Annotated in this window: 28 protein-coding genes; 7 read left to right on the top strand and 21 right to left on the bottom strand. The window is 70.7% G+C overall.

The window, feature by feature from the left end; genetic code table 11:
• The 7 genes from flgG to ACY35P_RS11440 all read right to left on the bottom strand — a co-directional run.
• Positions 1-639 (bottom strand): flagellar basal-body rod protein FlgG (gene flgG, locus ACY35P_RS11470; RefSeq protein ID WP_462115967.1); only part of this gene is annotated, 639 nt, incomplete at its 3' end.
• A gap of 27 nt (positions 640-666) precedes the next feature.
• Positions 667-1,413: a flagellar basal body rod protein FlgF gene (locus ACY35P_RS11465; RefSeq protein WP_462115968.1), complete on the bottom strand. Its 747-nt coding sequence runs from the start codon at positions 1,411-1,413 to the stop codon at positions 667-669.
• 151 nt (positions 1,414-1,564) lie between these two features.
• Entirely contained in the window at positions 1,565-2,785 is a 1,221-nt protein-coding gene (gene flgE, locus ACY35P_RS11460; protein WP_462115966.1) for a flagellar hook protein FlgE, read from the bottom strand.
• A gap of 33 nt (positions 2,786-2,818) precedes the next feature.
• Entirely contained in the window at positions 2,819-3,475 is a 657-nt protein-coding gene (locus ACY35P_RS11455) for a flagellar hook assembly protein FlgD (protein ID WP_462115965.1), read from the bottom strand.
• A gap of 20 nt (positions 3,476-3,495) precedes the next feature.
• Positions 3,496-3,903 (bottom strand): flagellar basal body rod protein FlgC, encoded by a 408-nt coding sequence (gene flgC, locus ACY35P_RS11450; RefSeq protein WP_462115964.1) that lies wholly within the window; start codon positions 3,901-3,903, stop codon positions 3,496-3,498.
• A 10-nt stretch (positions 3,904-3,913) separates the two neighbouring features.
• Complete coding sequence (flgB, locus tag ACY35P_RS11445) at positions 3,914-4,282, bottom strand: flagellar basal body rod protein FlgB (RefSeq protein WP_462115963.1); 369 nt, start codon at positions 4,280-4,282, stop codon at positions 3,914-3,916.
• 275 nt (positions 4,283-4,557) lie between these two features.
• Positions 4,558-5,499: a chemotaxis protein CheV gene (locus ACY35P_RS11440; protein ID WP_462115962.1), complete on the bottom strand. Its 942-nt coding sequence runs from the start codon at positions 5,497-5,499 to the stop codon at positions 4,558-4,560.
• Between the two features lie 80 nt (positions 5,500-5,579).
• Between ACY35P_RS11440 and flgA the strand changes: the two genes are divergently transcribed.
• The 5 genes from flgA to ACY35P_RS11415 all read left to right on the top strand — a co-directional run bounded on the left by flgA (position 5,580) and on the right by ACY35P_RS11415 (position 9,579).
• Entirely contained in the window at positions 5,580-6,275 is a 696-nt protein-coding gene (gene flgA / locus ACY35P_RS11435; protein ID WP_462115961.1) for a flagellar basal body P-ring formation chaperone FlgA, read from the top strand.
• A 100-nt stretch (positions 6,276-6,375) separates the two neighbouring features.
• A complete protein-coding gene (gene flgM, locus ACY35P_RS11430) occupies positions 6,376-6,690 on the top strand; it encodes a flagellar biosynthesis anti-sigma factor FlgM (RefSeq protein ID WP_462115960.1) in 315 nt (104 codons plus the stop codon).
• 4 nt (positions 6,691-6,694) lie between these two features.
• Entirely contained in the window at positions 6,695-7,063 is a 369-nt protein-coding gene (locus tag ACY35P_RS11425) for a flagellar protein FlgN (RefSeq protein WP_462115959.1), read from the top strand.
• A complete protein-coding gene (locus tag ACY35P_RS11420) occupies positions 7,060-8,307 on the top strand; it encodes an ATP-binding protein (RefSeq protein ID WP_462115958.1) in 1,248 nt (415 codons plus the stop codon). The genes ACY35P_RS11425 and ACY35P_RS11420 overlap by 4 nt, the downstream gene beginning before the upstream one ends.
• 132 nt (positions 8,308-8,439) lie before the next feature.
• Complete coding sequence (locus ACY35P_RS11415; RefSeq protein WP_462115957.1) at positions 8,440-9,579, top strand: HD-GYP domain-containing protein; 1,140 nt, start codon at positions 8,440-8,442, stop codon at positions 9,577-9,579.
• A gap of 12 nt (positions 9,580-9,591) precedes the next feature.
• Here the strand turns inward: ACY35P_RS11415 and ACY35P_RS11410 are convergent, their stop codons facing one another.
• The 5 genes from ACY35P_RS11410 to ACY35P_RS11390 all read right to left on the bottom strand — a co-directional run bounded on the left by ACY35P_RS11410 (position 9,592) and on the right by ACY35P_RS11390 (position 14,326).
• Complete coding sequence (locus ACY35P_RS11410) at positions 9,592-11,331, bottom strand: EAL domain-containing protein (RefSeq protein WP_462115956.1); 1,740 nt, start codon at positions 11,329-11,331, stop codon at positions 9,592-9,594.
• Positions 11,332-11,369: 38 nt separating this feature from the next.
• Positions 11,370-12,797 (bottom strand): M28 family peptidase, encoded by a 1,428-nt coding sequence (locus ACY35P_RS11405; RefSeq protein ID WP_462115955.1) that lies wholly within the window; start codon positions 12,795-12,797, stop codon positions 11,370-11,372.
• A 70-nt stretch (positions 12,798-12,867) separates the two neighbouring features.
• Positions 12,868-13,290 (bottom strand): large-conductance mechanosensitive channel protein MscL, encoded by a 423-nt coding sequence (gene mscL / locus ACY35P_RS11400; RefSeq protein WP_462115954.1) that lies wholly within the window; start codon positions 13,288-13,290, stop codon positions 12,868-12,870.
• Positions 13,281-14,015 (bottom strand): fumarylacetoacetate hydrolase family protein, encoded by a 735-nt coding sequence (locus tag ACY35P_RS11395; RefSeq protein ID WP_462115953.1) that lies wholly within the window; start codon positions 14,013-14,015, stop codon positions 13,281-13,283. Before ACY35P_RS11395 ends, mscL begins: the two co-directional genes overlap by 10 nt.
• 2 nt (positions 14,016-14,017) lie before the next feature.
• On the bottom strand, positions 14,018-14,326 hold the full coding sequence (locus tag ACY35P_RS11390) for a hypothetical protein (RefSeq protein ID WP_462115952.1): 309 nt from the start codon (positions 14,324-14,326) through the stop codon (positions 14,018-14,020).
• Between the two features lie 76 nt (positions 14,327-14,402).
• On the opposite strand from ACY35P_RS11390, the gene ACY35P_RS11385 reads away from it, so the two are divergent.
• Positions 14,403-14,735 (top strand): Rieske (2Fe-2S) protein, encoded by a 333-nt coding sequence (locus tag ACY35P_RS11385; protein WP_462115951.1) that lies wholly within the window; start codon positions 14,403-14,405, stop codon positions 14,733-14,735.
• Between the two features lie 117 nt (positions 14,736-14,852).
• Here the strand turns inward: ACY35P_RS11385 and ACY35P_RS11380 are convergent, their stop codons facing one another.
• The 9 genes from ACY35P_RS11380 to thiS all read right to left on the bottom strand — a co-directional run bounded on the left by ACY35P_RS11380 (position 14,853) and on the right by thiS (position 21,622).
• Positions 14,853-15,236, bottom strand: a complete 384-nt coding sequence (locus tag ACY35P_RS11380; RefSeq protein WP_462115950.1) for a YciI family protein — start codon at positions 15,234-15,236, stop codon at positions 14,853-14,855.
• A 52-nt stretch (positions 15,237-15,288) separates the two neighbouring features.
• Positions 15,289-16,551, bottom strand: coding sequence for an RNA polymerase sigma factor (locus ACY35P_RS11375; RefSeq protein ID WP_462115949.1), 1,263 nt, complete (start codon positions 16,549-16,551; stop codon positions 15,289-15,291).
• A gap of 4 nt (positions 16,552-16,555) precedes the next feature.
• Positions 16,556-16,966 carry a VOC family protein gene (locus ACY35P_RS11370; protein ID WP_462115948.1) on the bottom strand — a complete coding sequence of 137 codons (411 nt, stop codon included), beginning with the start codon at positions 16,964-16,966 and terminating at the stop codon, positions 16,556-16,558.
• Positions 16,963-17,397 (bottom strand): VOC family protein, encoded by a 435-nt coding sequence (locus tag ACY35P_RS11365; RefSeq protein ID WP_462115947.1) that lies wholly within the window; start codon positions 17,395-17,397, stop codon positions 16,963-16,965. Before ACY35P_RS11365 ends, ACY35P_RS11370 begins: the two co-directional genes overlap by 4 nt.
• A gap of 10 nt (positions 17,398-17,407) precedes the next feature.
• On the bottom strand, positions 17,408-17,830 hold the full coding sequence (locus tag ACY35P_RS11360; protein ID WP_462115946.1) for a YciI family protein: 423 nt from the start codon (positions 17,828-17,830) through the stop codon (positions 17,408-17,410).
• A 109-nt stretch (positions 17,831-17,939) separates the two neighbouring features.
• Positions 17,940-19,781, bottom strand: a complete 1,842-nt coding sequence (locus tag ACY35P_RS11355; protein ID WP_462115945.1) for an SLC13 family permease — start codon at positions 19,779-19,781, stop codon at positions 17,940-17,942.
• Between the two features lie 68 nt (positions 19,782-19,849).
• Positions 19,850-20,572 carry a tRNA (guanosine(46)-N7)-methyltransferase TrmB gene (gene trmB, locus ACY35P_RS11350; protein ID WP_462115944.1) on the bottom strand — a complete coding sequence of 241 codons (723 nt, stop codon included), beginning with the start codon at positions 20,570-20,572 and terminating at the stop codon, positions 19,850-19,852.
• Positions 20,569-21,366, bottom strand: coding sequence for a thiazole synthase (locus ACY35P_RS11345; RefSeq protein ID WP_462115943.1), 798 nt, complete (start codon positions 21,364-21,366; stop codon positions 20,569-20,571). Before ACY35P_RS11345 ends, trmB begins: the two co-directional genes overlap by 4 nt.
• 43 nt (positions 21,367-21,409) lie before the next feature.
• Entirely contained in the window at positions 21,410-21,622 is a 213-nt protein-coding gene (gene thiS / locus ACY35P_RS11340) for a sulfur carrier protein ThiS (RefSeq protein WP_462115942.1), read from the bottom strand.
• A 155-nt stretch (positions 21,623-21,777) separates the two neighbouring features.
• On the opposite strand from thiS, the gene ACY35P_RS11335 reads away from it, so the two are divergent.
• On the top strand, positions 21,778-23,197 hold a 1,420-nt coding region (locus ACY35P_RS11335), incomplete at its 3' end, for an SGNH/GDSL hydrolase family protein (RefSeq protein ID WP_462115941.1).

The raw sequence follows: 23,197 nt of genomic DNA, 5'->3' as shown, positions 1-23,197 counted from the left end.
GCCGATGCGTGCGTCGAGCGCGTCGGCGCCGCTGCGGCTCAGCCACGCGGTGCCTGGCGCGGGGATGCGGCTTGCGGCCTTGGCCTGCAGGCCGGCGGGATTGACGAAGTCGACCAGCGTGAGCGAGCCCACCTGCACCGATTCGGCCTGGCCCTGCACCTGCGCGGTCACGGTGCCGTCGGCACCGATGGTCACGCTCTGCGTGCCCTGCGGCAGCTGCAGGCCCGGCTGCACCGGATAGCCCTGGTTGGTGACGAGCTCGCCCTGCGCGTTGACTTGGAAGGAGCCGTCGCGCGTGTAAGCCGACGAGCCGTCGGGCATCAGCACTTCGAAGAAGCCGCGGCCGTTCACCGCCACGTCGAGTGCGTTGCCCGTGTTCGAAAGGTTGCCCTGCGAGAAGTTCTTCGCGGTGGCCGCCACGCGCACGCCGGTGCCGATCTGCAGGCCCGTGGGAAGCTGCGTCTGCTCGGACGTGGAGCCGCCCGGCTGGCGCACGGTCTGGTAGAGCAGGTCCTCGAAGTTCGCACGGTCGCGCTTGAAGCCCGCCGTGTTGACGTTCGCGAGGTTGTTGGAGATCACCGACATGCGCGTCTGCTGCGCGTCGAGGCCGGTCTTGGCGATCCAAAGTGCCTGGGTCATGACGGTGGTTCCTGTGCGATGCCGGGATTACTTCGAGGAGAGGAGCGAATTGCCGCTGCGGGCGTTCTCGTCACCGCTTTGCAAGACGCGTACCTGCATCTCGAACTGGCGGCTGTACTGGATCATCGACACGAGCATGTCGGTCGGGTTCACGTTGCTGCCCTCGACGGCGCCGCTGACCAGCGAGGCGCCCGCGACCTGCACCGGCTCTTCGGTGCCGGGCCTGGCGCGCATCAGCCCGTCCTCGCCACGCACGAGATCGGCGGTGCGCGCGGCGACGACCTTGATTCGGCCGGATTCGGTGATCGTCGACGCCGGCTGGCCCTGCGGCACGATCGAGATCGTGCCGTCGGCGGCGATCGTGAGCGTCTGGTAGGGCGGAATGGAGAGCGGGGCGCCGCCGGCGTCGAGCACGGGCAGGCCGTTCGCCGTGGTGAGCAGGCCGTTCTCGGTGAGCTTGAGGTCGCCGGCGCGGGTGTAGGCGGTCGAGCCGTCCTTGGCCTGCACGGCGAGCCAGCGGTCGGGATGCAGCGCCACGTCGAGCTCGTTGCCCGTCTGGATCATCTGCCCGGCCGCGCCGCTCACGCCGGCCATCACCGGCATCGCCGCCACGCGCGAGGACAGGCCTTCGCCGAGCACCGGCGACGCCTTGGTGGCGACCAGCTGCTGCTGGAAGCCGACCGTGTCGGCATTGGCGAGGTTCTGCGCCACGCTGGCCTGGGCGCGCAGCGAGGCGCTGGCGCCGGTCATGGCGATGTAGAGCGACTTGTCGATCATCGGTCGGGCCGGACGGGTCGGCCTGGTGGCCGGTCACCCTCTCAGGCAAGAGCCGTTCCACTCGCTTCCCGCCGCCATTCAGGACCGCAAAAAGAAACCGGCCGCTCCTCGCGGAACGACCGGCTCCACCCCTCCCACGGGATCCTGCTCAGCGGATGTTGATCACCGTCTGCGTGATCTGGTCCTGCGTGGTGATCATCTGCGCGTTCGCCTGGAAGTTGCGCTGCGCGGTGATCATGCTGACGAGCTGTTCGGTGAGGTCGACGTTCGAGGACTCGAGCGCGCCGCCCTGCACGTTGCCGAATTCCGAGCTGCCGGCAACGCCGCGCAGCGGCTGGCCCGACTCGGCCGTCTCGGCCCAGCCGTTGTCGCCGAGCGGCTGCATGCCCTGCGGATTCGCGAAGTTGGTCATCACCACCTGGCCGAGCGCGGTCGAGACGCCGTTGGTGTAGCGCGCCTGCACGATGCCCTCCGCCGAGACCTCGATGCCGGTGAGCCGGCCCGTGGTGTGGCCGTCCTGCGTGAGCGCCGAGACGCTGAACGCATTGCCGTACTGCGTGGAGTTCGATAGGTCCATCGTGATCGTCATCGCCGCCGCGCCGGTCGTCGGCGTGTACGCCGGCAGCGCCACCGTGCCGGGCGAGGGCGAGGTCAGCAGGCCCTTGTCGGAGTACTGCAGCGTCTGCGCGCCGCCGACGGCGGTGCCGTCGATGTAGGTGCGCGCTTCCCACTGGTTGGCGGTGGCGGTCTTGACGAAGTAGATCGACTGGCTGTGCGGCGCGCCGAGCGAGTCGTAGACCGTCGCTGACGTGGTGTAGTTGTACGAGGTCGGGTCGGTCGGATCGAACGTCGCGGTGACCGGCGCGGTCGCGTTGCCGGGCAGGTTGGTGCCGACGGAGATCTTCGACGTCGCGAGCGGCGCGGAGTCGCCCGACTGCAGCTGCAGGTCGCTCATGCGGCCCGTGTCGAAGCCGGTGCCGCTGGCGCTCGGCATGTAGACCTGAAGGCGCTGGCCCGACGGATTGACGATGAATCCGTCCTTGTCGGTGCCGAAGTTGCCGGCGCGTGAATAGACCGTGGAGCCGCCCGTCGACAGGGTGAAGAAGCCCTTGCCGTTGATCGCGAGGTCGAGCGCCTTGCCGGTGTTCTCGACAGTGCCCTGCGAGAACTGCTGCGCCACGCGTTGCAGCCGCACGCCGGCGCCGACAGTGTTCTTCGACAGGCCGTAGGCGCTGGTGGGGTAGACGTCCGCGAACTCGGCGCGCGACTGCTTGAAGCCCGTCGTATTCGAATTGGCGATGTTGTTGGACGTGACGTTGAGGTCGGCCTGCGCCGCGTTCATGCCACTCAGGGAAACACGGAAGCTCATGGGTTCACTCCTGGAATGCGTGCGACTTGGGAATCAGCCGATGCGGCGCACGGCCGAAAGCGGTTGCGGGCCGATGCCGGCGAGGTTGAGCACGAGGCCGCTGGCCTCGATCGAGACGCTTTCCACGCGCGAGGCGATGCGGGTCGACAGCGCCTGCGTCGACGTGCCGGTGCCGGTAGTCGCGCGGATGGTGTACGTGCCGGCCGGCGCGACGCTGCCGTTGGCGGTCTTGCCGTCCCAGGCCCAGGCGACATTGCCGGCGCCCGCGGCCTCGACGGGCACGCGATCGACCACCTGGCCGCTCGCGTCGACGATCTCGATGTTGATGACGCCGGCGCCGGCGGCGACGACTTCACCGTTCATGCCGGTGCCCGCCTGCAGCTGCACGGTATCGGTGTCGACGAGCGCGTTGTGCCCGACCAGCGAGGCCGCGCGGAGCGTCTGGTCGGACTCCATCACGTTGGCGACGGCGCCGAGCGCCTGCTGCATGCCGGTGATGCCCTGCACGGTGGAGAACTGCGCGAGCTGGCCCAGCATCTGCGTGCCTTCGAGCGGCTTGAGCGGATCCTGGTTCTTGAGCTGTTCGGTCATCAGGCGCAGGAAATCCGCCTGGCCGAGTTCCTTTTTCTTGGTGGTGCCGGCGACGGTGTACTGCGACAGCGCGTCGGTGGCGGAGCTGACGGTGGTCATGGCGAATGCGTCCCCGGGCCTCAGCGGCCCATGTTGAGGGTGGCCACCGCGAGCTCCTTCGCGGTGTTGAAGACCTCGACGTTCGCCTGGTAGCTGCGCGACGCGGAGATCATGTCGACCATCTGCGCCACCGGATCGATGTCGGGCGCGTAGACGTAGCCCTTGTCGTCGGCGAGCGGATTGCCGGGCTCGTAGCGCTTGAGCGGCGCCGCGGTGGATTCGGTGACGGTCTGCACCTTGACGCCGGCGAGCGCGGGATCGCCCTCGACGGGCGTCGCCTCGAACACGGGCAGCTTGGCGCGGAACGTGTCCGCCGCCGAACCCGAAATGGAGTCGGCATTGGCGAGGTTGGAGGCGACCGTCGACAGGCGGACCTGCTGCGCGGTCATCGCGCTGCCGGCGACGTCGAAGATGGGCAGGTTGCTCATGCGTCAGCCCTCACTGCCCGGTGATCGCGGTGAGCATCGTGCGCACCTTCGATTCGATGAAGTTGAGCGAGGCGCGGTATTCGAGCGACGCCTGCGCGAATGCGGCCTTCGCGCGCTCGCCGTCGACGGTGTTGCCGTCGAGGCTGGGCTGCGAGGTGGGTGCATCGAAGCGTGCGGCCTGCGCGGCGGCGCCGATCGCATCGCCGGTGGCGGCCGCGGCCGGATCCATCGCGGTGTTCAGCGCCTGGGCGAAATCGAGGTCCTGGGCGCGGAAGCCCGGAGTGTCCGCGTTGGCGATGTTGGCCGACAGCAGCTGCAGCCGCTGCTCGCGCAGGGCGAGGGCGGTGCCGTGGATGCCGAGGAACGAGTCGTTGGCCATGGCCCCTCCGGGGGCGGGATGTCGGAGGGACTTAGGCAAGGGGTGTGCCAGCGGCGGGGATCGGGCGTCCCGTCGGTCGGGCCCAGCGGTCGCCGTGCGGGGCGTTTCGTCCGCGGATGCGCCCGGCGACGTCGCTCCCGTCGTCGCGGGAAGCGAACCGCGAGCGCGGCACCGTTGCTACGGTGCGCGAAGGCGTCTGGGCCTTCTATTTCAATCGCTTACCTCGAGCGCAGCCGGACGGCGACGCCGCCACCATTACAGAGCGACGGCGCGCCTCACGCTGCCGCGCGCTTCTGCAGCGTCATGATCCGGTGCTCGATCCGCGACGCCAGCTCGCGCTCCGAATACTTCGGAACGAAGTCGTCGGCGCCCACGCGCTCCACCATCGCGTGGTTGAACACGCCCGAGAGCGAGGTGTGGAGCAGCACGTGCAGGCCGCGCAGGGCGGGGTTCCGCCGGATTTCCGTCGTGAGCGTGTAGCCGTCCATCGCCGGCATCTCGATGTCCGAAATGACCATCGCATAGCGCTGGGTCGGGGCCAGCCCGCCCTCGGCCATCTGCTGCAGGTGCTCGAGCGCCTGGCGGCCGTCGGACAGCAGGGTCGCCCCGAGGCCGAGCTGGTCGAGCAGCTGGCGGATCTGGTTGCGCGCCACGCGCGAGTCGTCCACCACGAGCACCTCGCGCGGGACGTCGCCGCTGATGGCGAGCGGCTGCAGGCCGCCGGTGTCGGTGACGCGCGGGGCGCATTCGGCGAGCACGCTTTCCACGTCCAGCAGCTGGATCAGCTCGCCGTGGAAGCGCGTCACGCCGGTGAGGTAATGGCATTCGCCACCCAGGTCCGGCGGCGGGTGGATGTCCTCCACCGCGATGTTGACGATGCGTTCGACGCCGGCCACGAGGAAGCCCTGCACGGTCCGGTTGAACTCGGTCACGACGAGGTAGGGCGCCTCGGGCGTACCGGGCGGCGAGGCATGGCCGACCGCGCGGGCGAGGTCCAGCACGGGCACCGTGCGTCCGCGGACGTCGGCCGCGCCGCTGAAGGCCGGCGGCAGCTGCGGCAGGGTGAACAGCGGCGGGCGCGGAATCACTTCCTGCACCTTGAAGACGTTCACGCCAAAAAGCTGACGCGAGCCCAGCCGGAAGAGCAGGAGCGCCAGCCGGTTGTGGCCGGCCAGGCGCGTGCGTTGGTCGATGCGGTCGAGGAGGTCGCGGCTCATGCCCGCGTTGTCGGCGTGGCCGGGCCTTCCTTGAGGCGGCGCGCAGCGCGCCGCGGCACGGCGATTGCCTAGGAGCAGGCATGAGACGGTCCGCCTTGCTCCCGATGCTCCAGCGCTACGTCGTCATGGCGATGTTCGTGGCCGCCGTGCTGGTCGCGCAGGCAGCGCGCGCGGCGGACGGCACGACCCCCGTGGCGGACATCCTGAAGGCGGCCGAGGCCGCACTCGGCGGTAACGGGGCGCAGGTCGAAGCCCGCGTGGACACCGCGGTCCGCATGCCGGCTTGCACGCAGCCGCTGCAGGGCACCGTGCTCGGGCCGCGGATGGCCGAGGTGCGCTGCCCCGACGCTGGCGGCTGGCGCCTGACCGTGCCGGCACGCGTGCGTCGCGAGGCGGACGTGGTGGTGCTCACCGCGCCGGCGCGGGTCGGGGTGGCGATCGAGGCCGGGCAGCTGGCGGTGCAACGGCGCGACGTGGCGGGAGGCGCGGCCGTGGGGATGGCCGACCCCGGGCAGGTCGCCGGGCGGATCCCGCGTCGCGCGCTGCCGGCGGGGGCCGTGGTCAGCGCGGGGGATCTCGCGGACGGCGCCGGGACGCTGAAGCGTGGGGATCCGGTGGTCATCGTCTCGCGCGCCGGGGGCATCGAGGTGCGGACCGGGGGCCGGGCGTTGGGGAACGCCTTGGGCGGCGCGGTCGTCGCGGTGGAAAACCTGGCCTCCAAGCGGATCGTGCGCGGGCGGCTGGTGGCGGACGGGGTGGTCGAGGTGCTGCAGTGACCGTTCGTCTGAACCGATTCCGACGAACTGCGGACGGGGCCTCAAGTCCGGCGGGCGGTCGCCGATACCGGCCCTGACCGCGCAATCCCCGGAGTTCGTCATGACCACCAAGATCGATGGCCTGAGCCCGCCCCCGGCCCGTGCCCTGGAGTCCGCCGCGTCGCCCGCCGTGGCGCGCGCCGGCACCGATCGTTCCGCTGCCGTCGTCGCGTCCCCGGCCGTCGACAGCGTACGCCTGACCGGCGAAGCCACCGGCCTGCAGGCCGCGTTGGAGTCGCAGCTGGGCCAGTCCGCGCCGATGGACATGGCGAAGGTGAGCGCCGTGCGCGCCGCCCTGGCCGACGGCACCTACCGGGTCGATCCGCAGGAAATCGCGAATCGTCTCGTCGCACTCGAGCGCCAGATGAGGGGATGACCCGATGCACGCCCTGTCCATGACCGCAACGTCGCCCGCGCAGGCGGGCGAAGCGCTCGATGCGCTCGAACGGGCGTTGCAGGAGGAGAGGCGTGCATTGCTCGACAACGACGCGGAAGCGCTCGTGCAGTCGACGCAGGCGAAGCTCGTCGCGCTGCGTCGCGCCGAGACGGTCGCACCGGGCCATGCCGAGGCCGAGCGCGTGATGGCGCTCGCCGAGCTCAACCGCGCGAACGGCATCCTGCTGTCGCGCCGTCGTCGTGAAGTGTCGTGGGCGCTGCGCCACCTGGGCCGCGTCGAGAGCTCCGGCGTGTACGATGCCGGGGGTCAGGCGGGCATGCGCCCGCAGTCGCGATGCCTGGGCGTGGGATGAGCGAGAACGAGCCGTCGAATCCGACCGCGGTACCCCACTGGAGCGCGCAGATGCGCTGGGCGGCGGACGTCGCCCCGATGGCGGTGCTGCTGCTCGACGCCGACGGCCATGTCGCCTATTCGAATGCCAGCGCGCACCGCCTCGGCGCGCGCCTCGACCCGTCGCTGACCGAATCCGAAGCCGCCCGTCGCCTGCTCGACCTCGTCAACGAGGGCGACTGGGCGATCGCCTGCGTGCAGGGTCATTCGCGCCGCGACGCCGGCGTCCGCGCCGACCTCGTGCTCGCGGTCGAGACCTTCTGCGGCATGGGCGACAACGACGGGCTGCGTTTCGTCGCGTTCACCGACGTCTCCGCACGGTCCGCGCGCGAGCGTGAACTTCAGCAGCGGCACGACGAGCTCGAGCGCGCCTACCGTTCGCTCGCCGGCGCGCAGGAACAACTGCTCCAGTCCGAGAAGATGGCGTCGATCGGCCAGCTGGCCGCGGGCGTCGCGCACGAGATCAACAATCCGATCGGCTACGTGCACAGCAACCTCGGCACGTTGCGCGAATACATGGGCTCGCTGTTCGGCATGCTCGAGGCCTATTCCGCCGCGGTCGCCGCCCCCGACCCGGCCGCGCATCGCGAGGAGATCCGCTCGCAGCGCCAGCGGCTCGACATCGATTTCATCCTCGGCGACCTGCCGCAGCTCCTCGACGAGTCACGCGAGGGCATCGAGCGCGTCACCCGGATCGTGCAGGACCTCAAGGAGTTCTCGCACGTCGGCCGCAACGAGACGATGCGGCCGTCCGACCTCGTCAAGGGCCTCGAATCCACGCTCAACATCGTGTGGAACGACCTCAAGTACAAGGTCAAGCTCGAGAAGATCTATGGCGAGATGCCGCTGGTGGAATGCCTGCCGTCGGAGATCAACCAGGTCTTCATGAACCTGCTGATCAACGCCGGCCAGGCGATCGCCGAGCGCGGCACGATCACGCTCGCCTGCGGCGAGGAGAGCGGCGAGGCCTGGGTGAGCATCGCCGACTCGGGCTGTGGGATTCCCGAGGAGACGCTCGGCCGCATCTTCGATCCGTTCTTCACCACCAAGCCGATCGGCCGCGGCACCGGCCTCGGCCTCGCGATCTCCTATCGCATTATCGAGAAGCACCACGGCCGGATCGAAGTGCAGAGCACGGTCGGGCAGGGCACCACCTTCCGCGTGGTGCTGCCGGTGCGGCAGCCGACCGCCTCGCGCGCCGAGTGAGCCTCGCGGCGACGAACGGCGTCGGCGTCGACTGAACCAGACAGCGTTGCCGCCGATAACCCGGTGACCGGGCGCCCCCACCCGGACCGCCCGGCCGCGACGCCGGACGTCGTCGCGTGCAGAAGGGAGCGAATGAGGCCGGGATCTTCAGGCGACATCGTGCTCGGCGAGCCCTTGCGCTTCGCCATCCATGACGCATCCGGCACGCTGCTGCTGAACCGCGGAATGGTCGTCGGCAGCGAGCAGCAGCGCGACCGCCTGGTCGCGCGCGGCTTCATGGTGGCGGCCGACGACCGCGCGATCGGTGCCGCGCGCGGCACCGCCGCGCCCTTGCCGCCGCTCCGGCTCGCCGATACCCCGGTCTTCGACGCCGTGCGCGACCTGGCCACGCGCCTGCAGATGCTGCACAACCAGCTGCTGACGCGCACCACGGGCGGCTTCGCGGCGGCGATCACGCGCATGGCGGCGCAACTCGACGACCTCGCCGCGCGCGATGCGGACGCCGCGCTGGCGTCGATGCACCTCGATGCCAGCGAAGACGGCCTCGCCGCGCGACTCGTGCATGCGGGCGTGCTGATCCGCGTCTTCGCGACCGCGCTGGGGCTCGATGCCCGCGAGCGCCTGTCCATCATCGCGGCCGCGCTCACCTACGACGTCGCGCTGACGCCGGTGGCGCGCGTGCTCAACCACCAGAGCAGCCCGTTGACGCCGGAGCAGCGTCGAGCCGTGGACGCGCACGTCGACGAGACCCACCACCTGCTGCGCGATGCGGATGTGTCCGATGACATCTGGCTCCGCGCGGTGCATGAGCACCACGAGCGGGTCGACGGCAGCGGCTATCCGCGTGCGCTCGCGGCCGACGAGATATCGCTCGCGGGCCGCATGCTCGGGATCGTCGACACCTTCAGCGCGATGGTGCGTCCACGCGCGTACCGCGACGCGGTGCTGAGCCGGGAGGCGCTGCGCGACATCTTCGTGGCGCGCAGCCGCTCGGTCGACGAGCGACTGGCCCATGCCTTCGTACGCGAGATCGGCATGTATCCGCCCGGTGCGCTCGTGCGTCTGGCCAGCCGCGAGATCGCGGTGGTGGTCCGCCGCGGCGCCGATGCCAAGCACCCCGACGTTCGGGTAGTGATGCAGGCCGACAGCGCACCGGCGTTGGCCTACCCGCGACGGGACACGTGCCGGGCCGAGCACGCGATCGTCGAAGGCATTCCGCAGCGGCGCTATCCCGGCCTGCAGCCCTCGATCCATCGCCTCTGGCGCGAGTGACGCCGCCGCGGGCTAGAAGCCCACTTCCTCGCCCGCCGCGCGCCGCTCGTGCGCACGGAAGGCCTCGCGTACATGCTCGCGGAGCTCGTCGTCGTTCCACGGCTTGGTGAGGAACCGGTAGATCGCGCCGTGGTTGATCGCCTCGGTGATCGTGGCGAGGTCGGTGTAGCCCGACAGCACCATGCGCACCGTGTCGGGATACAGGTCGCGCACGCGGGCGAGGAACTCGGTGCCGCTCATGTCCGGCATGCGCTGGTCGGAGACGATCACCTGCACGCGGTTGCTGGCGAGCAGGTCGAAGGCTTCGCGAACCGAATTCGCGGTGAGGATCTGGTAGCCGTCGCGACGGAACAGGCGCACCAGCGAGCGCAGCACGTTCTCCTCGTCGTCGAGCAGCAGCAGCGTGCGCTCCGGGCGCGTCTGGGCGAACGCCTCGGGCAGCAGGAAGCGCTTGCGGATCAGCTCGCCGAGGCCTTCGGCCGGTTGCGGGGCGCTGAAGATGTAGCCCTGGAAGAAGTCGCAATGGTTGCGGCGCAGGAAGCCGAGCTCGGCCTCGCTCTCGACGCCCTTCGCGCAGACCTTCATGTCGAGGCGATGGCCCATCGCGATGATGCCGCGCACGATGGCCGCCGACCGGGTGTCGCTCGTGACGTTGCGGATGAAGCTGCGGTCGATCTTCAGGCGGTCGAGCGGATACTGGGCGAGCGCCGCGAACGACAGTCCGCCGAGCCCGAAGTCCTGCACCGTGAGCGTCGCACCGAGCTCGCGCAGGCCGACCAGCGTCTCGTAGGTGTGGCGCGCGTCGAGCGACAGCGCGTTTTCCGGCACCTCGAATTCCAGTGCATTGCCCGGCAGGTTCAGTCGATGCAGCAACTCGCCGATGCGATCACGGCAATCGGGCTGCGCGAGCAGCGTCGTGGGCAGGTGCATCGAGATGGTGAGGTAGTCGATGCCCTCGTCGCGCCACTGCGCGAGCTGCCGTGCGGCCGCTTCGACCACCCACGAGCCCAGTCGCGCCGAGAGGCCGACGCGCTCGACGATGTCCAGGAACCGGTTCGGGCGCAGAAGGCCGTTGCCTTCCGAATTCCAGCGCAGCAGTGCCGAGAAGCCGGCGAGCGAGCCGTCCTGGCCGTTCACGAACGGCTGGAAGAACAGCCGGAACTCGTCGCGATCGAAGGCGTCGGCGAAGCGCTGCGCGAAGCCGTCGTTGATCGGCCCGCGGTCCGGGCGCCCGGAGTACAGGCCCACGTTGTCGAGGCCGGTCTGCTTCGCATGCCGCAGTGCATGCTCCGCCGTCGCCAATAGCGCCGCCGCGTTCTGCGCATGGTCGGGGAATACGGCGATGCCGATCGAGAGGGTGATCGGCAGCGTGTAGGGCGGAATGGAGAGCGGCACCTCGAAGGCGTCGCGCAGCCGCTCCGCCAGCGACTCGCCGTCCATCTCGCCCTCGCGGTAGCCGATGCCGGCGATGAACTCGTCGGTGCCGCGGCGCCACAGCCAGGCATCGGCGGGCATCGCATTGCGCAGCCGCTGCGCGACCGCGGCGAGCACCTGGTCGCCGACCGTCTCGCCCATGTTGGTGTTGATCGAGCCGAACATGTCGACGTCGATGTGCAAAAGCGCGACCTTGCGACGCGTCGCCGCGGCGGCGGCGATCGCGGTCGCCAGGCTGGGGCCGTTCGCGCCGAGCCGGTAGATCCCGGTGACGGGATCGACCGGGACGCTGCCGTATTCGTCGTAGCGCTGTGCCATGGCGCCGAGTCTAGGCGCTGGACCGTTCGCGCGGGGCCTCAGTGGCCGGTCGTTTCGGCGGCGGGTTTCGGAGCGCTGCCGAAGCTGCCGTCGGCGGAGGCGGCGAGATACGCGAACACCGCGTAAGCGGCCGCGTTCTGCTGGATCGCGGCGGGGTCGATCTTGTCGAAGGTGTCGTCCGGTGTGTGGTGCAGGTCGAAATAGCGCGTCCCGTCCTGCGCGAGCGAGGCCCAGGCGAGGCCCTGCTGGGCGAACGGTCCGATGTCCGGGCCCGGCCCTTCGCCGCCGCCCGATTCGAGCCGCGCGATGCCCAGCGGCGCGAGCGCCTGCAGGATCTGCTCGTCGGCCTCGCGTGCATTCGCCGGCAGCGAGCTCGAGTAGCCGTAGATGCGGTCCGCGCCGAAGTCGCTCTCGGCGCCGACCTGATGCTTCGCGAGCTGCGGCAGGTGCTTCGCCGCGTAGGCGCGACCGCCGTGCAGGCCCTGTTCCTCGTTCGCGAACGCGACCACCCGGATCGTGCGCGCCGGGCGCTGCTTGAGCTTGCCGATCATCGCGCCCGCGGCCATCGTGATGCCGACGCCCGCACCGTCGTCGATCGCGCCCGTGCCGAGGTCCCATGAGTCGAGGTGGCCGCCGATCAGCACGACCTCGTCGGGCTTCGAACGCCCGCGGATCTCGCCGATGACGTTGTAGGAGGTCGCCTCGCCGTTCCAGCCGCAGTCGAGCGCGAGGCGCAGGCGCTGCGGGCCCGCCGCGACCAGGCGCGACAGCTGCTGCGCGTCGGGCGCCGACAGGGCGGCTGCCGGGATCGGCGTGACGCCCGGATCGAAGCGGGTGATGCCGGTGTGCGGGATGCGGTGCGAATCCGTGCCCGCGGAATGCATGACGTAGCCGATCGCGCCCTTGGTCGCCGCGGTGGTCGGGCCGCGCGAACGGATGCGGGAGCCGACGGCATAGTCGTCGCCGCCGCGCTTGGGCAGCATCTGGAAGTCGATGAAGGCGATCTTGCCCGCGAGGGCGCCGGCCGGCAGTGCTTCGAGGGTGGCCAGGTCGGTGAAGCGCACGACTTCGCCCTCGACCGTGCCGCCGGGGCTGCCGCCCAGCGCGGTGAGGCGCAGCGGCTGCGCATGCGCGCCGAGGATCGAACCCGATTCGCTGCGGCGCTCCCATTTCGGGAAGGTCACCGGCTCGGTCCAGACGCGGTCGTAGCCGAGCGACTTGAACTTCGCCTGCGCCCAGGCCACGGCGCGCACATCCCCCTCGCTGCCCGCCATGCGCGGGCCGACTTCCGTCGTCAGCGATTCGGTGATGCGGTACGCAAGGTCGCTGGAGAGCGCCTGTTCCCGCAGCGCCGTCGCCTGCGCGACCGCGGCGTCGGGGATCCGGACCGGCTTCGGCGCGGGCGCGGCGCCTGCCGAAGTGGCGAGGGCCAGGGTGAGTGCCGCCACGATCAGCCGGTTGCGCATGCCTCGATATCCCGTCTTGAAAACTCCCGGAGCTTAGCAACCGGACGCATCGCGGCGGGTATGGCGGAGGTCATGGTCCGATGGTGCGACCGCCCAGAAGATCGCGGATCTCACGCAGCAGGACGACGTCTTCGGCCGGCGCGGCCGGTGCCGCCTCGACCGGGGCTCGCAGGCGGTTGTACGCGCGCAGCACGAGGAAGATCACCAGCGCGACGATCAGGAAGTCGATCGTGGACTGCAGCACGCTGCCGTAGCGCAGCGCGATTTCGGGCGACGCGACCGCGCCCGCGGCATCGTGCACGGCGGGTTTCAGCACCGCCTTCCACTGGTCGACGCGGATGCCGCCGGTCGCCATCGCGAGCAGCGGCATGACCACGCCGTCCACCAGCGCGCTCACGATCTTGCCGAACGCCGCGCCGATGACGACGCCGACCGCGAGGTCGACGACGTTGCCTCGCGCGATGAAGGCCTTGAATTCGCGGATCAGCGCCATCGCTCGGCCCCGGGGTCAGGAGGAAGGATGTGGCCGTCGAGTGCGACGACGCCATCGAGGGTCGCGTGGAAGGCATCGCCGGGCTGCAGCGCGGCGACGCCCGCGGGCGTGCCCATGAAGACGAGGTCGCCCGCCTTCAGCGCATAGAGCTTCGACAGCTCGTGCAGGATCTCCTCGACGTTCCAGACGAGGTCGTCGAGCCCGCTGTGCTGGCGCCGCTGGCCGTTCACGTCGAGCGAGATCGCCCGCGCGGCGTAGTCGCCGACGCGTGCGGCCGGCACCAGCGAGCTCACCGGCGCGGAATGGTCGAATGCCTTGCCCGTATCCCACGGCAGGCCCTTCGCCTTCGCGTTCGCCTGCAGATCGCGGCGGGTGAGGTCGAGCCCGATGCCGTAGGCGAAGACGAGGCGCAGCGCATCGGACGGATCGAGCTCGCCGGGCGGGGCGTCGGCGCCGAGCGCGACCACCAGTTCGACCTCGTGGTGCAGGTCCGACGTGCCGGGCGGGTACGGCACGCGGCCGTCGAGGACGATCGCATCGGCCGGTTTCAGGAAGAACACCGGCGTGCCGCGCTCGGCCTTCGAGGCGGCCACCGCCGCGCCCATCTCGCGGGCGTGGTCGGCGAAGTTGCGGCCCACGCAGTAGATGCGGCGGACGGGAAAGTGGTCGGACGTTCCCTCGACGGGAATACGGACGGGCGCGGGCGCCGGAACGACGTCGCCCATGCTCAGCGCGAGAGCATCGGGCGCGGGACCACGCGGTACGCGCCGTCAAGCACGCGCGAGCGGGCCGGTGCGGCGGCGCCGCGCGGACGCAGCAGACGCCAGCCGAGGCTGCCGAGGATCAGCACGGTGCCGATCGCCAGCGCGGCCACGACGAGCAGTCCGAGCACGACGAGGCCCGCCAACGCGAGCGCCGCACGCAGCACGCGATGGCGCGGCTTGCGTGGCTCGAGAACCGCGCGCGCGGCGCCGCGGAGCGGACGATCGAAGCGACCGAGGACGTCGGAAAGGCGGAACAGGGTATGCAGGCGCATGCGACACTGACCGGGAACTGCGAGCGACGGAGTATCCGGCGCTGCTCCACGGACTGTGTGAGGGACTCGTTAAGAGATGGACGGCGTGATCGCGAAGCTTTCCGCATTGCCCGAGGGGCAGCCGGCGGAGGTCGAGGCGGAGATCGACGGCGGGCCCGAGTCGCTGATCGTCCTGCGCCGCGGCGACCGGGTCGACGCGTTCCTCAACGTCTGCCCGCATGCCGGCCGGCGCCTCGACTGGGCGCCCGGCAAGTTCCTTCTCAGCCGCGAAGGCCACCTCGTCTGCGCCGCCCATGGCGCGTCGTTCGCGATGCCGGCGGGGGAGTGCGTGGCCGGGCCGTGCCGCGGGGATTCCTTGCGTCGCGTCGCGCTGATCGTCGACGGCGACGAGGTCCGCCTGGGCGCTTGAGGCGCGGCGCACGCTCAAGTGCGCGCCTCTCGATCCGGGTCCGAGAGGGGCGTTCGCAAGACCGTCAACCACCGTCCTGATGGGGCAATACCCCGTTGGCGGCGCCGGCCCGACGCTTCAGCGCGGTGCGGCACCCACGCGTCGACGCACGCCGTCCAGGTCGCGTACCGGCCGCACTTCGATCGCGCCGAACCGCGACCAGGGCATCGATTGCGCGATGCGCATCGCCTCGTCGGCGTCCGCCGCTTCGACCAGGTTGAAGCCTGCGAGGAACTCGCGCGTCTCCGCGAACGGGCCGTCGCTGACGCGCGCGGCACCGTCGCGGTGGCGCAGCGTACGCGCGCTCGCGGCGGGCTCGAGTTGCTGAGAATCCAGCACGCGGCCCTCGTCGCGCAGCGCGTCCACTTTCGCGAGGCAGTCGCGCATGTCCGCATCGAACTCGGCCTCCGGGACGGCGGCGAGGCGTTCGCGATCGATGTAGATCAGCAGCATGAACCGCATGGCGGAGGTCCGTTCGGCGACCCGCCAAGGCTGCGGCAAGCCGGGCCGCCTGTCACGCGCCCGCGCAACGGGCCGCGCGCTCGAGCAGCACGCGACGCTCGGGTGCGTTGCGCGTGAGCGCGGCGGCGCGCTCGAATTCGACGCGGGCTTCCGCGCGGCGGCCGAGCCGCTCGAGCAGGTCCCCGCGCACGGCCGGCAGTGGCGCGAAGCCGTCGAGTGCGCCGTCCTCGACGAGCCGATCCACGCGCTGCAGGGCGACGTCGGGGCCCGTCGCCATCGATTCGGCGACCGCGCGGTTCAGCTCGACGACCGGGGAACCGGTGATCGCCGCCAGTCGCGCATACAGGGCGACGATCCGCGGCCAGTCCGTCGCGGCGGCGGTGGGCGCGGTGGCGTGACAGGCGGCGATCGAGGCCTGCAGGGCATAGGGTCCATCGCCGCCGAGCGACCGCGCGCGGTCCAGTGCGGCGAGCCCATGCCGGATCAGCGTGCGATCCCACCGGCCGCGATCCTGGTCGGGCAACAGCACCGCATTGCCGGCGGCGTCGGTGCGCGCGCGCAGCCTTGACGCCTGCAGCTCCATCAGCGCGAGCAGCCCGTGCACCTCCGCCTCGAGCGGCAGCAGGCCGGCGACCACGCGGCCCAGGCGCATCGCGTCCTCGCAGAGCGCCGGGCGCACGAGGTCGTCGCCCGACGTCGCCGAATAGCCTTCGTTGTAGACGAGGTAGATCACCTGCAGCACGGCGTCGAGCCGCTCGGCGAGCGCCTCGCGCCGCGGCACCTCGAACGGCACGCCCGCCTCGCGCAGCGTGCGCTTCGCGCGCACGATGCGCTGCAAGATCGTCGCCTCGCGCGTGAGGAAGGCGCGTGCGATCTCCTCGACGGTGAGGCCGCCGAGCAGCCGCAGGGTGAGGGCAATGCGCGCGTCGACCGGCAGTACCGGGTGGCAGGCGACGAACATTAGCCGCAGCAGGTCGTCGCCGAGGTCGTCCTCGTCCGCGCGCATGGCGGCCTCGCTCTCCCGGGAGGGGTCGTGGATTTCGCGTTCGATCGCGTACTCGCGCTGGCGCTCGCCGTGCAGTGCGCGTTGGCGCAGGTGGTCGAGCGCGCGGTTGCGCACCGCCGTCGCGAGCCACGCGGCCGGGTTGTCCGGCAGTCCGTCCGCGGGCCAGCGCTGCAGCGCCTGAAGGAGCACGTCCTGCACCAGTTCCTCGGCGGTGCCGACGTCGCCCGTCATCCGCGCGGCGCGCGCGACGAGCCGCGGCGATTCCATTCGCCACAGCGTGTCGAGCAGGCGCGCGACCGCCTCCGTCATGGAGTCATGGCGCGGGCGGCATGTTCGACGCGTCCATCCAGAACAGGCCCCACTGGTGGCCGTCCGGGTCGTTGAAGGCGCGCTGGTACATCGACTCGGACTCTTCCGCATCGTGTTCGGTCGTGGCGCCGGCCTCGACCGCGCGTCGATGGAAATCGTCCACGGCGTCGCGCGACTCGAACGAGAGGGTGAGGAAGTGCTGCGTCGACGCCATCGGGTCGCCGGCCGGTTTGGTGGTGAACGACTGGAACAGCTGGCGCGCCAGGAACATCAGCCGCGTGCCTTCGTTGAGCTGCACGCATACGGCGTGCTCGCCGGTGAATTGCGGATCGACATCGAGGTCCAGCGCTTCGACGAAGCGGCGGGTACGCGCGACGTCGACGGTGGGCAGGTTGAGATAGAGCGGATGTTTCATGCGTTGGCTCCATGGAGGGCCGGCCCGTTGACCATCCAGGCCTTGCCGTATCGGTCGACGAGCATGCCGAAACGCGTGGCCCAGAAGGTGGGCTCGAGTGGCATGCGGATCTCGGCGCCCCGGGACAGTGTCGCCCAGACGCGCTCGGCCTCTTCGATGCTGTCGAGCATCACGTTGACGGAGGTGGTCGCGCCCCCGGCGGGCGTGCCGTCGCTGCACCCGGCCTGCATGTCGGCGCCCATCAGCGCCGCGCCGCCCGACTGCAGGTGGATGTGCATGATCCGGTCGTGCGACGCGGCCGGCATGTCCGCGGCCATCGGCGAGTCGCCGACGGTCATGCGGAACACGATCTCGCCGCCGAAGGCCTCGCGGTAGAACTCGAAGGCCTCGGCGCAGGTGCCGTCGAAGGGCAGGTAGGCGATGAGTTGCATGGCGTCCTCCTCAGTTCCCGGCCAGCCGGTCGCGCAGGCGCGCTTCCTGCTCGCGAAGCCCGGGCGTCAGTTCCGCGCCGAAGTCCTCGAGCTCCATGACGGGGCGGATCTCGATCTCGGAGTCTTCCGGCATCGGGTTCGGGCAGCGGCGCACCCATTCGATCGCCTCGTCCATCGATCGCACCTGCCAGAGCCAGAACCCCGCGACCAGCTCGCGCGTCTCCGCGAACGGACCATCGTGCACGCTGCGGGCGTCGCCCGAGAAGCGCACGCGCGCCCCGGCGGCGCTCGGCTTCAATCCCTCGCCGGCGAGCATCACGCCCGCCTTGACCAGCTCCGCGTTGAAGCGACCCATCGCCTCCATCAGCTCGGTGCTCGGCATCGTGCCGGCCTCGGAGGACGGGGTGGCCTTGACCATCACCATGACGCGCATCGGATTCTCCCGTGGGCGGCAAAGCGCCGCGCCTTCAGGAGGGATGACGAATGGGGCGCGACGATTTCGACATCGGCCGAGGCGCGGCCGACGAACGGTCGGGCCGGGGTCAGAACAGCAGGTTGACCATCACCACCGTGACCACCGAATAGATCAGCGAGAGCGGGCCGCCGATCCGCCAGAGGTCGCGGCTGGTGTAGCCGGCCGGCCCGCTGATCATCGAGATGACCGGATTGGACGCGGTCATGAAGTTGTTCGACGCCGACAGCGCGACGGTAAGTGCGAAGGCGGTCGGGTCGCCGCCGGCCGCGAGCGCGAGGTTGATCGCGAGGGGCACGACGACGATCGTCGCGCCGACGTGGCTGATCACCAGCGAGAACGCGGTGGTGCCCAGCGCGACCAGCACCTGCAGCAGCCACGGCGGCGTCCCGGCCGGCAGGCGCTCGACGGTGTGCCCGGCGAGCCAGGCCGCGGCGCCGCTCGAATCCATCGCCCAGCCGAGCGGGATCAGGCAGGCCATCAGGAAGACCGTCTTCCAGTTGATGGCGGCATACGCCTCGTCGATGTCGAGCACGCCCGCGATGAGCATGCCGGCCACGCCCGTCATCAGCGCGATCGAGACCGGCAGGCGCGACGACAGCGCCAGCAGCATGGCGACCGTGAAGATCACCAACGCGGCGCGCAGCTTGTGCGGCCGCTGCTTCGCCTTCGGGTAGTCGGTGACGACCACGAGGTCGCGCGTCGAGGAGACCTGCCCGAGGTCGCTCCAGACGCTGTGCAGCACCAGCATGTCGCCGGCGCGCAGCGCGGTGTCGCGCACGTTGTCGCGCAGCACCTGCTTGTCGCGGTTGATCGCCAGCAGCGAGACCCCGTAGCGGCGGCGCAGCTGCAGTTCGCCTGCGGTGCGGCCGATCCAGCGCGACGTCGCCGGGACGACGGCTTCCGAGATGCCCGCGCGCGCCGGATTGAACAGGTCGGCGAAGTGGCGCAGGCGCGTGTTGAGGCGCAGGAAGCGGTTCTGCGCGAAGTCGACGACCTGCTGCCGCGGGCCCATCACGCCGAGCACGCTCCCCACCTGCAGCCGCGAATCCGCGGGCGGCGACAGGCGGCTCTCGTCGCCTGACATCAGCGCCAGCACCATCGGCACCCCGCGCAGTTGCTCGACCTCGATGACCGTCATGCCCGCCAGCGGACTGTCCTCGGTGACCTCGAGTTCGTAGACGTCGCCCTCGATGCCGTAGGCCTGCGCGAAGTAGGACTCCGTGCGGCCCGGCGTCGCGCCTTTCGCGCCGTCGTCCGGGAGCTCGCGCGAGCCGCGGAAGTGGAAGTAGGCGAGCGAGGCGGCGAGCAGCGCGAGGCCGATCGGCAGCGGGCGGAACATGTGCAGCGGCTCGAGCGTCGCCGCGCCGCCGGGCAGGTTGGCGTTCGCCGCGACCAGAAGGTCGTTGAGCAGGATCAGCGGCGAGTTGCCGACCATCGTGAGCCCGCCGCCCATGAGAATCGCCGCGGCGATCGGCAGCAGCAACTTCGGCAGCGGCAGGCCGGTGCGCGACGACAGGCGCGCGGCGACGGGCATGTAGAGCGCCATCACCGACGGGTTCTGCATGAAGGCCGAGTTGAGGCCGGCGACGCCCGTGGTCAGCAGCAGAAGTCGTCTTTCGTCGCCGTGCGATCGACGCAGCAGCCAGGCGGCGAGGCGGTTCAGCGCGCCGGTACGGTCGAGGCCGGCGCCCAGGATCATCGTCGCGATGATCGAGATCACGGCGTTGCCCGAGAAGCCGCCGAACAGCACGTCGGGGTCGACGAGGCCGGTGAGGCCGAGCAGCACCAGCACCACCAGGGCGACGACGTCGGCGCGGATGCGCTCGAACAGGAACATCAGCATGGTGAAGGCGGTGATCGCCAGCACCAGCACCATGTCCTGCGTCAGCGGAAGGGCGGTGTCGTCCATCGCTCAGCCGGCTCGCACGCACGCGCGATGCGCGGAGGCGGCGGGGCGGGCGAGGGCGACGGTCGCACTCATCCGATGCGGTCGTACACCAGGTCCCAGACGCCGTGGCCGAGCTTCAGCCCGCGCGTCTCGAAATGCGTATCGGGCCGCCAGTCCGGACGCGGCACCTGCCCGCGCAGCCCGGCGCGATTGGCGAGGCCGGGCGTCGCGTCGAGCACGTCCCACATGTGCTCGGCGTAGTTTTCCCAGTCGGTGGCGAGGTGCAGCAGTCCGCCGGGCGCGAGCTTGCGCACGAGCAGCTGCGCGAAGGCCGGCTGCACCAGGCGGCGCTTGTGGTGCTTCGACTTGTGCCACGGGTCCGGGAAGTAGATGCGCACTTCCTGCAGCGACGCATCGGCGATCTCGTTCTCGAGCACTTCCACCCCATCGTGGTGGTAGACGCGAACGTTGGTCGTGCCGTCCGCCGCCAGCGCGTTGAGGAAACGGCCGACGCCCGGTGCATGCACCTCGATGCCCACGTAGTCACGGGCCGGATCGTTCGCCGACGCGAACCGCAGTGCTTCGCCGTTGCCGAAGCCGATCTCGAGGATGCGCGGCGCATGCCGACCGAAGGCCGCGTCGAAATCGCGCGGCGCCCCGGTGTAGTCGAGCCCGTACCGCGGCCACAGCTCGTCGAAGGCGCGCTGCTGCGCCTCGGTGAAGCGACCCTGCCGCAGCACGAAGCTGCGGATGCGCCGGTTGCCCGCCTCGACGGTAAAGGGCTTGGCCTGCGGGACGTGCGGTGCCGTCATCCGCCGATGAGCCCGTCCACCGGCGACGAGGCGCTGGCGAAGCGCTTGCGCGGGATGCGGCCGGCGCGGAACGCGGCGCGTCCGGCCTCGACCGCCAGCTTCATCGCATGCGCCATCAGCACGGGATCCTGCGCGCCGGCGATCGCCGTATTCATCAGCACGCCGTGGCAGCCGAGCTCCATCGCGATGCTCGCGTCCGAGGCGGTACCGACGCCGGCGTCCACGATGATGGGAACCGAGGCCTGCTCGACGATCTCGATCAGGTTGTAGCGGTTCTGGATGCCGAGGCCCGAGCCGATCGGCGCGGCGAGCGGCATCACCGCCACGCAGCCGATTTCCTCAAGGCGTTTGCAGAGGATCGGGTCGTCGGAGGTGTAGACCATCACGTCGAAGCCGTCGGCCACCAGCGTCTCGGCCGCCTTCAGCGTCGCCACCACGTCCGGATAGAGCGTGCGGGCGTCGCCCAGCACCTCGAGCTTGACCAGCTTGTGGCCGTCCAGCAGCTCGCGCGCGAGCCGGCAGGTGCGCACCGCGTCGTCGGCGGTGTAGCAGCCGGCCGTGTTGGGCAGGATCGTGTAGCGGTCGGGCGGCAGCACGTCGAGCAGGTTCGGCTCGCCCGGGTTCTGCCCGATGTTGGTGCGGCGGATCGCGACGGTCACGATCTGCGCGCCGGAGGCCTCGGTCGCGAGGCGGGTCTGCTCGAGGTCGGCGAACTTGCCCGTGCCGGTGAGCAGGCGGGACGAATAGGAGACGCCCGCGATGACGAGCGGGTCGTTCGAAACGGGATCGGTCATGCCGGGATTATCGCATCGACCGGCCGTCCCCGATCCGCCGCGCTCAGCCGCCGCCGAGCGCGTGGACGATCTCGACCCGGTCGCCCTCGGCCAGCCGGTGGCCGGCATGGCGGCCCCGGGGCACGATTTCGCCATTGACCTCGACGGCGACCCGGCGGGTCGCCAGGCCTTCCTGCTCCAACAGGGCGAGGACGTCCGTGCCGCTCGGCAGTTCGCGGGGCTGGCCGTTCAGGAAGACGCGCTGGGGATTTTCCATCCGGCGATTGTCGCGCGATGCCCGCAGGGGCGCATCCCGCCGGGCGTCGGACCCTGCCTGAAGCCGCTTGCGTAACGAACCCTTCACATGCTTCGATGCCGGCCATCCGCCGGCGTACGCCCGGTGGCTTCCCGACGCTTTCAAGGACGCAACGCATGAAACCTGTCCGTACCGTGCTGGCCGCCGCGCTCGCGCTTGCCGCGATGCCCGCCTTCGCGCAGACCTATTCGCAGACCATCTTCTTCGGCGACTCGCTGACCGATGCGGGCTCGTTCCGTCCGACGCTGGTGCAGGTCGCGGGTCCCTCGGCCGGCATCCTCGGCCGCTTCACCACCAACCCGGCGCTGGTCTGGGCCGAGTACCTGGCCGACTTCTACGGCACGAACGCGGCACCGTCCAACCAGGGCGGCACGAACTACGCGGTCGGCGGCGCGCGCATCGGCACGAACGGCACGCAGGTCTTCGCGCCGGGCGTCACCGCGCCGATTCCGTCGCTGCAGACGCAGGTCAACAACTACCTGACCGCGAACGGCGGTCGCGCCGACGCGAACGCGCTGTACACCGTCTGGGGCGGCGCGAACGACATCTTCGCGATCACCAATGCCGGTGCGCCCGCGCAGGCGACCATCACCTCGGCCGTCACCGGCCAGATCGGCATCGTCAGCCAGCTGACCACCGCCGGCGCGCGCTACATCCTCGTGCCGACGCTGCCGGACATCGGTTCGACGCCGGCGTTCCGCGCGCAGGGTCCGTCCGTGCAGACGATCGGCACCACGCTGTCGACGCAGTACAACACCGCGCTGTTCGGCGGCCTCGCGACCGCGGGCCTGCGCGTGATCCCGCTCGACACGTTCCACCTGCTCGGCGAAGTGATCGCGAGCCCGGCGCAGTTCGGCATCACCAACACCACGGGCACCGCCTGCAACCCGCAGATCACCGCGTCGTCGCTGACCTGCAACCCGGGCACGTACGCGAATCCGAGCTCGCCGTACACGTACCTGTTCGCCGATGGCGTCCATCCGTCGCTGGTCGGCCAGGCGATCCTCGCGGGCTACGCGATCTCCGTGCTCGAGGCCCCGCGCCAGGTCCAGCTGCTGACGCACACGACGTCGGTCACCAACCGCGCCCGCGCCGAGATCGTCGGTGGCCAGACCGCCGCCCGTTCGACGGTGGACGGCGAGGGCATGCGCTGGTGGGCGAACGTGAGGGGCGATTTCCAGCGCTACGGCCATGGCGACCTGTACGACGGCGCGGGCCCCGCGCTGACCGCGGGCGTCGACTGGAAGTCCGGCAGCCTCGTCTACGGCGGCTTCGCCGGCTTCGGCCGCAGCTCGTTCGATTGGGGCCGCCGCGGCGGCGAATTCGACCAGCGCGACGCGACGCTCGGCGGCTATGTCGGCTGGCGCAGCGGCGCGGCCTGGGTGAACGGCCAGATGTCCTACAGCAAGACCAGCTACGACCTCGACCGCAGCGTCGACCTGGGTCCGGCCAACCGCGTCCACCACGGCGAGACCGACGGCAACGTGCTGACGGTCGGTGCCGAGGGCGGCTGGGAGTTCGGTCATGGCGCGCTGA

The sequence above is a fragment of the Lysobacter xanthus genome (assembly GCF_047159895.1).
Note: the sequence above shows the minus strand (reverse complement) of the source record. Positions and strands in the feature narration are given on the sequence as shown.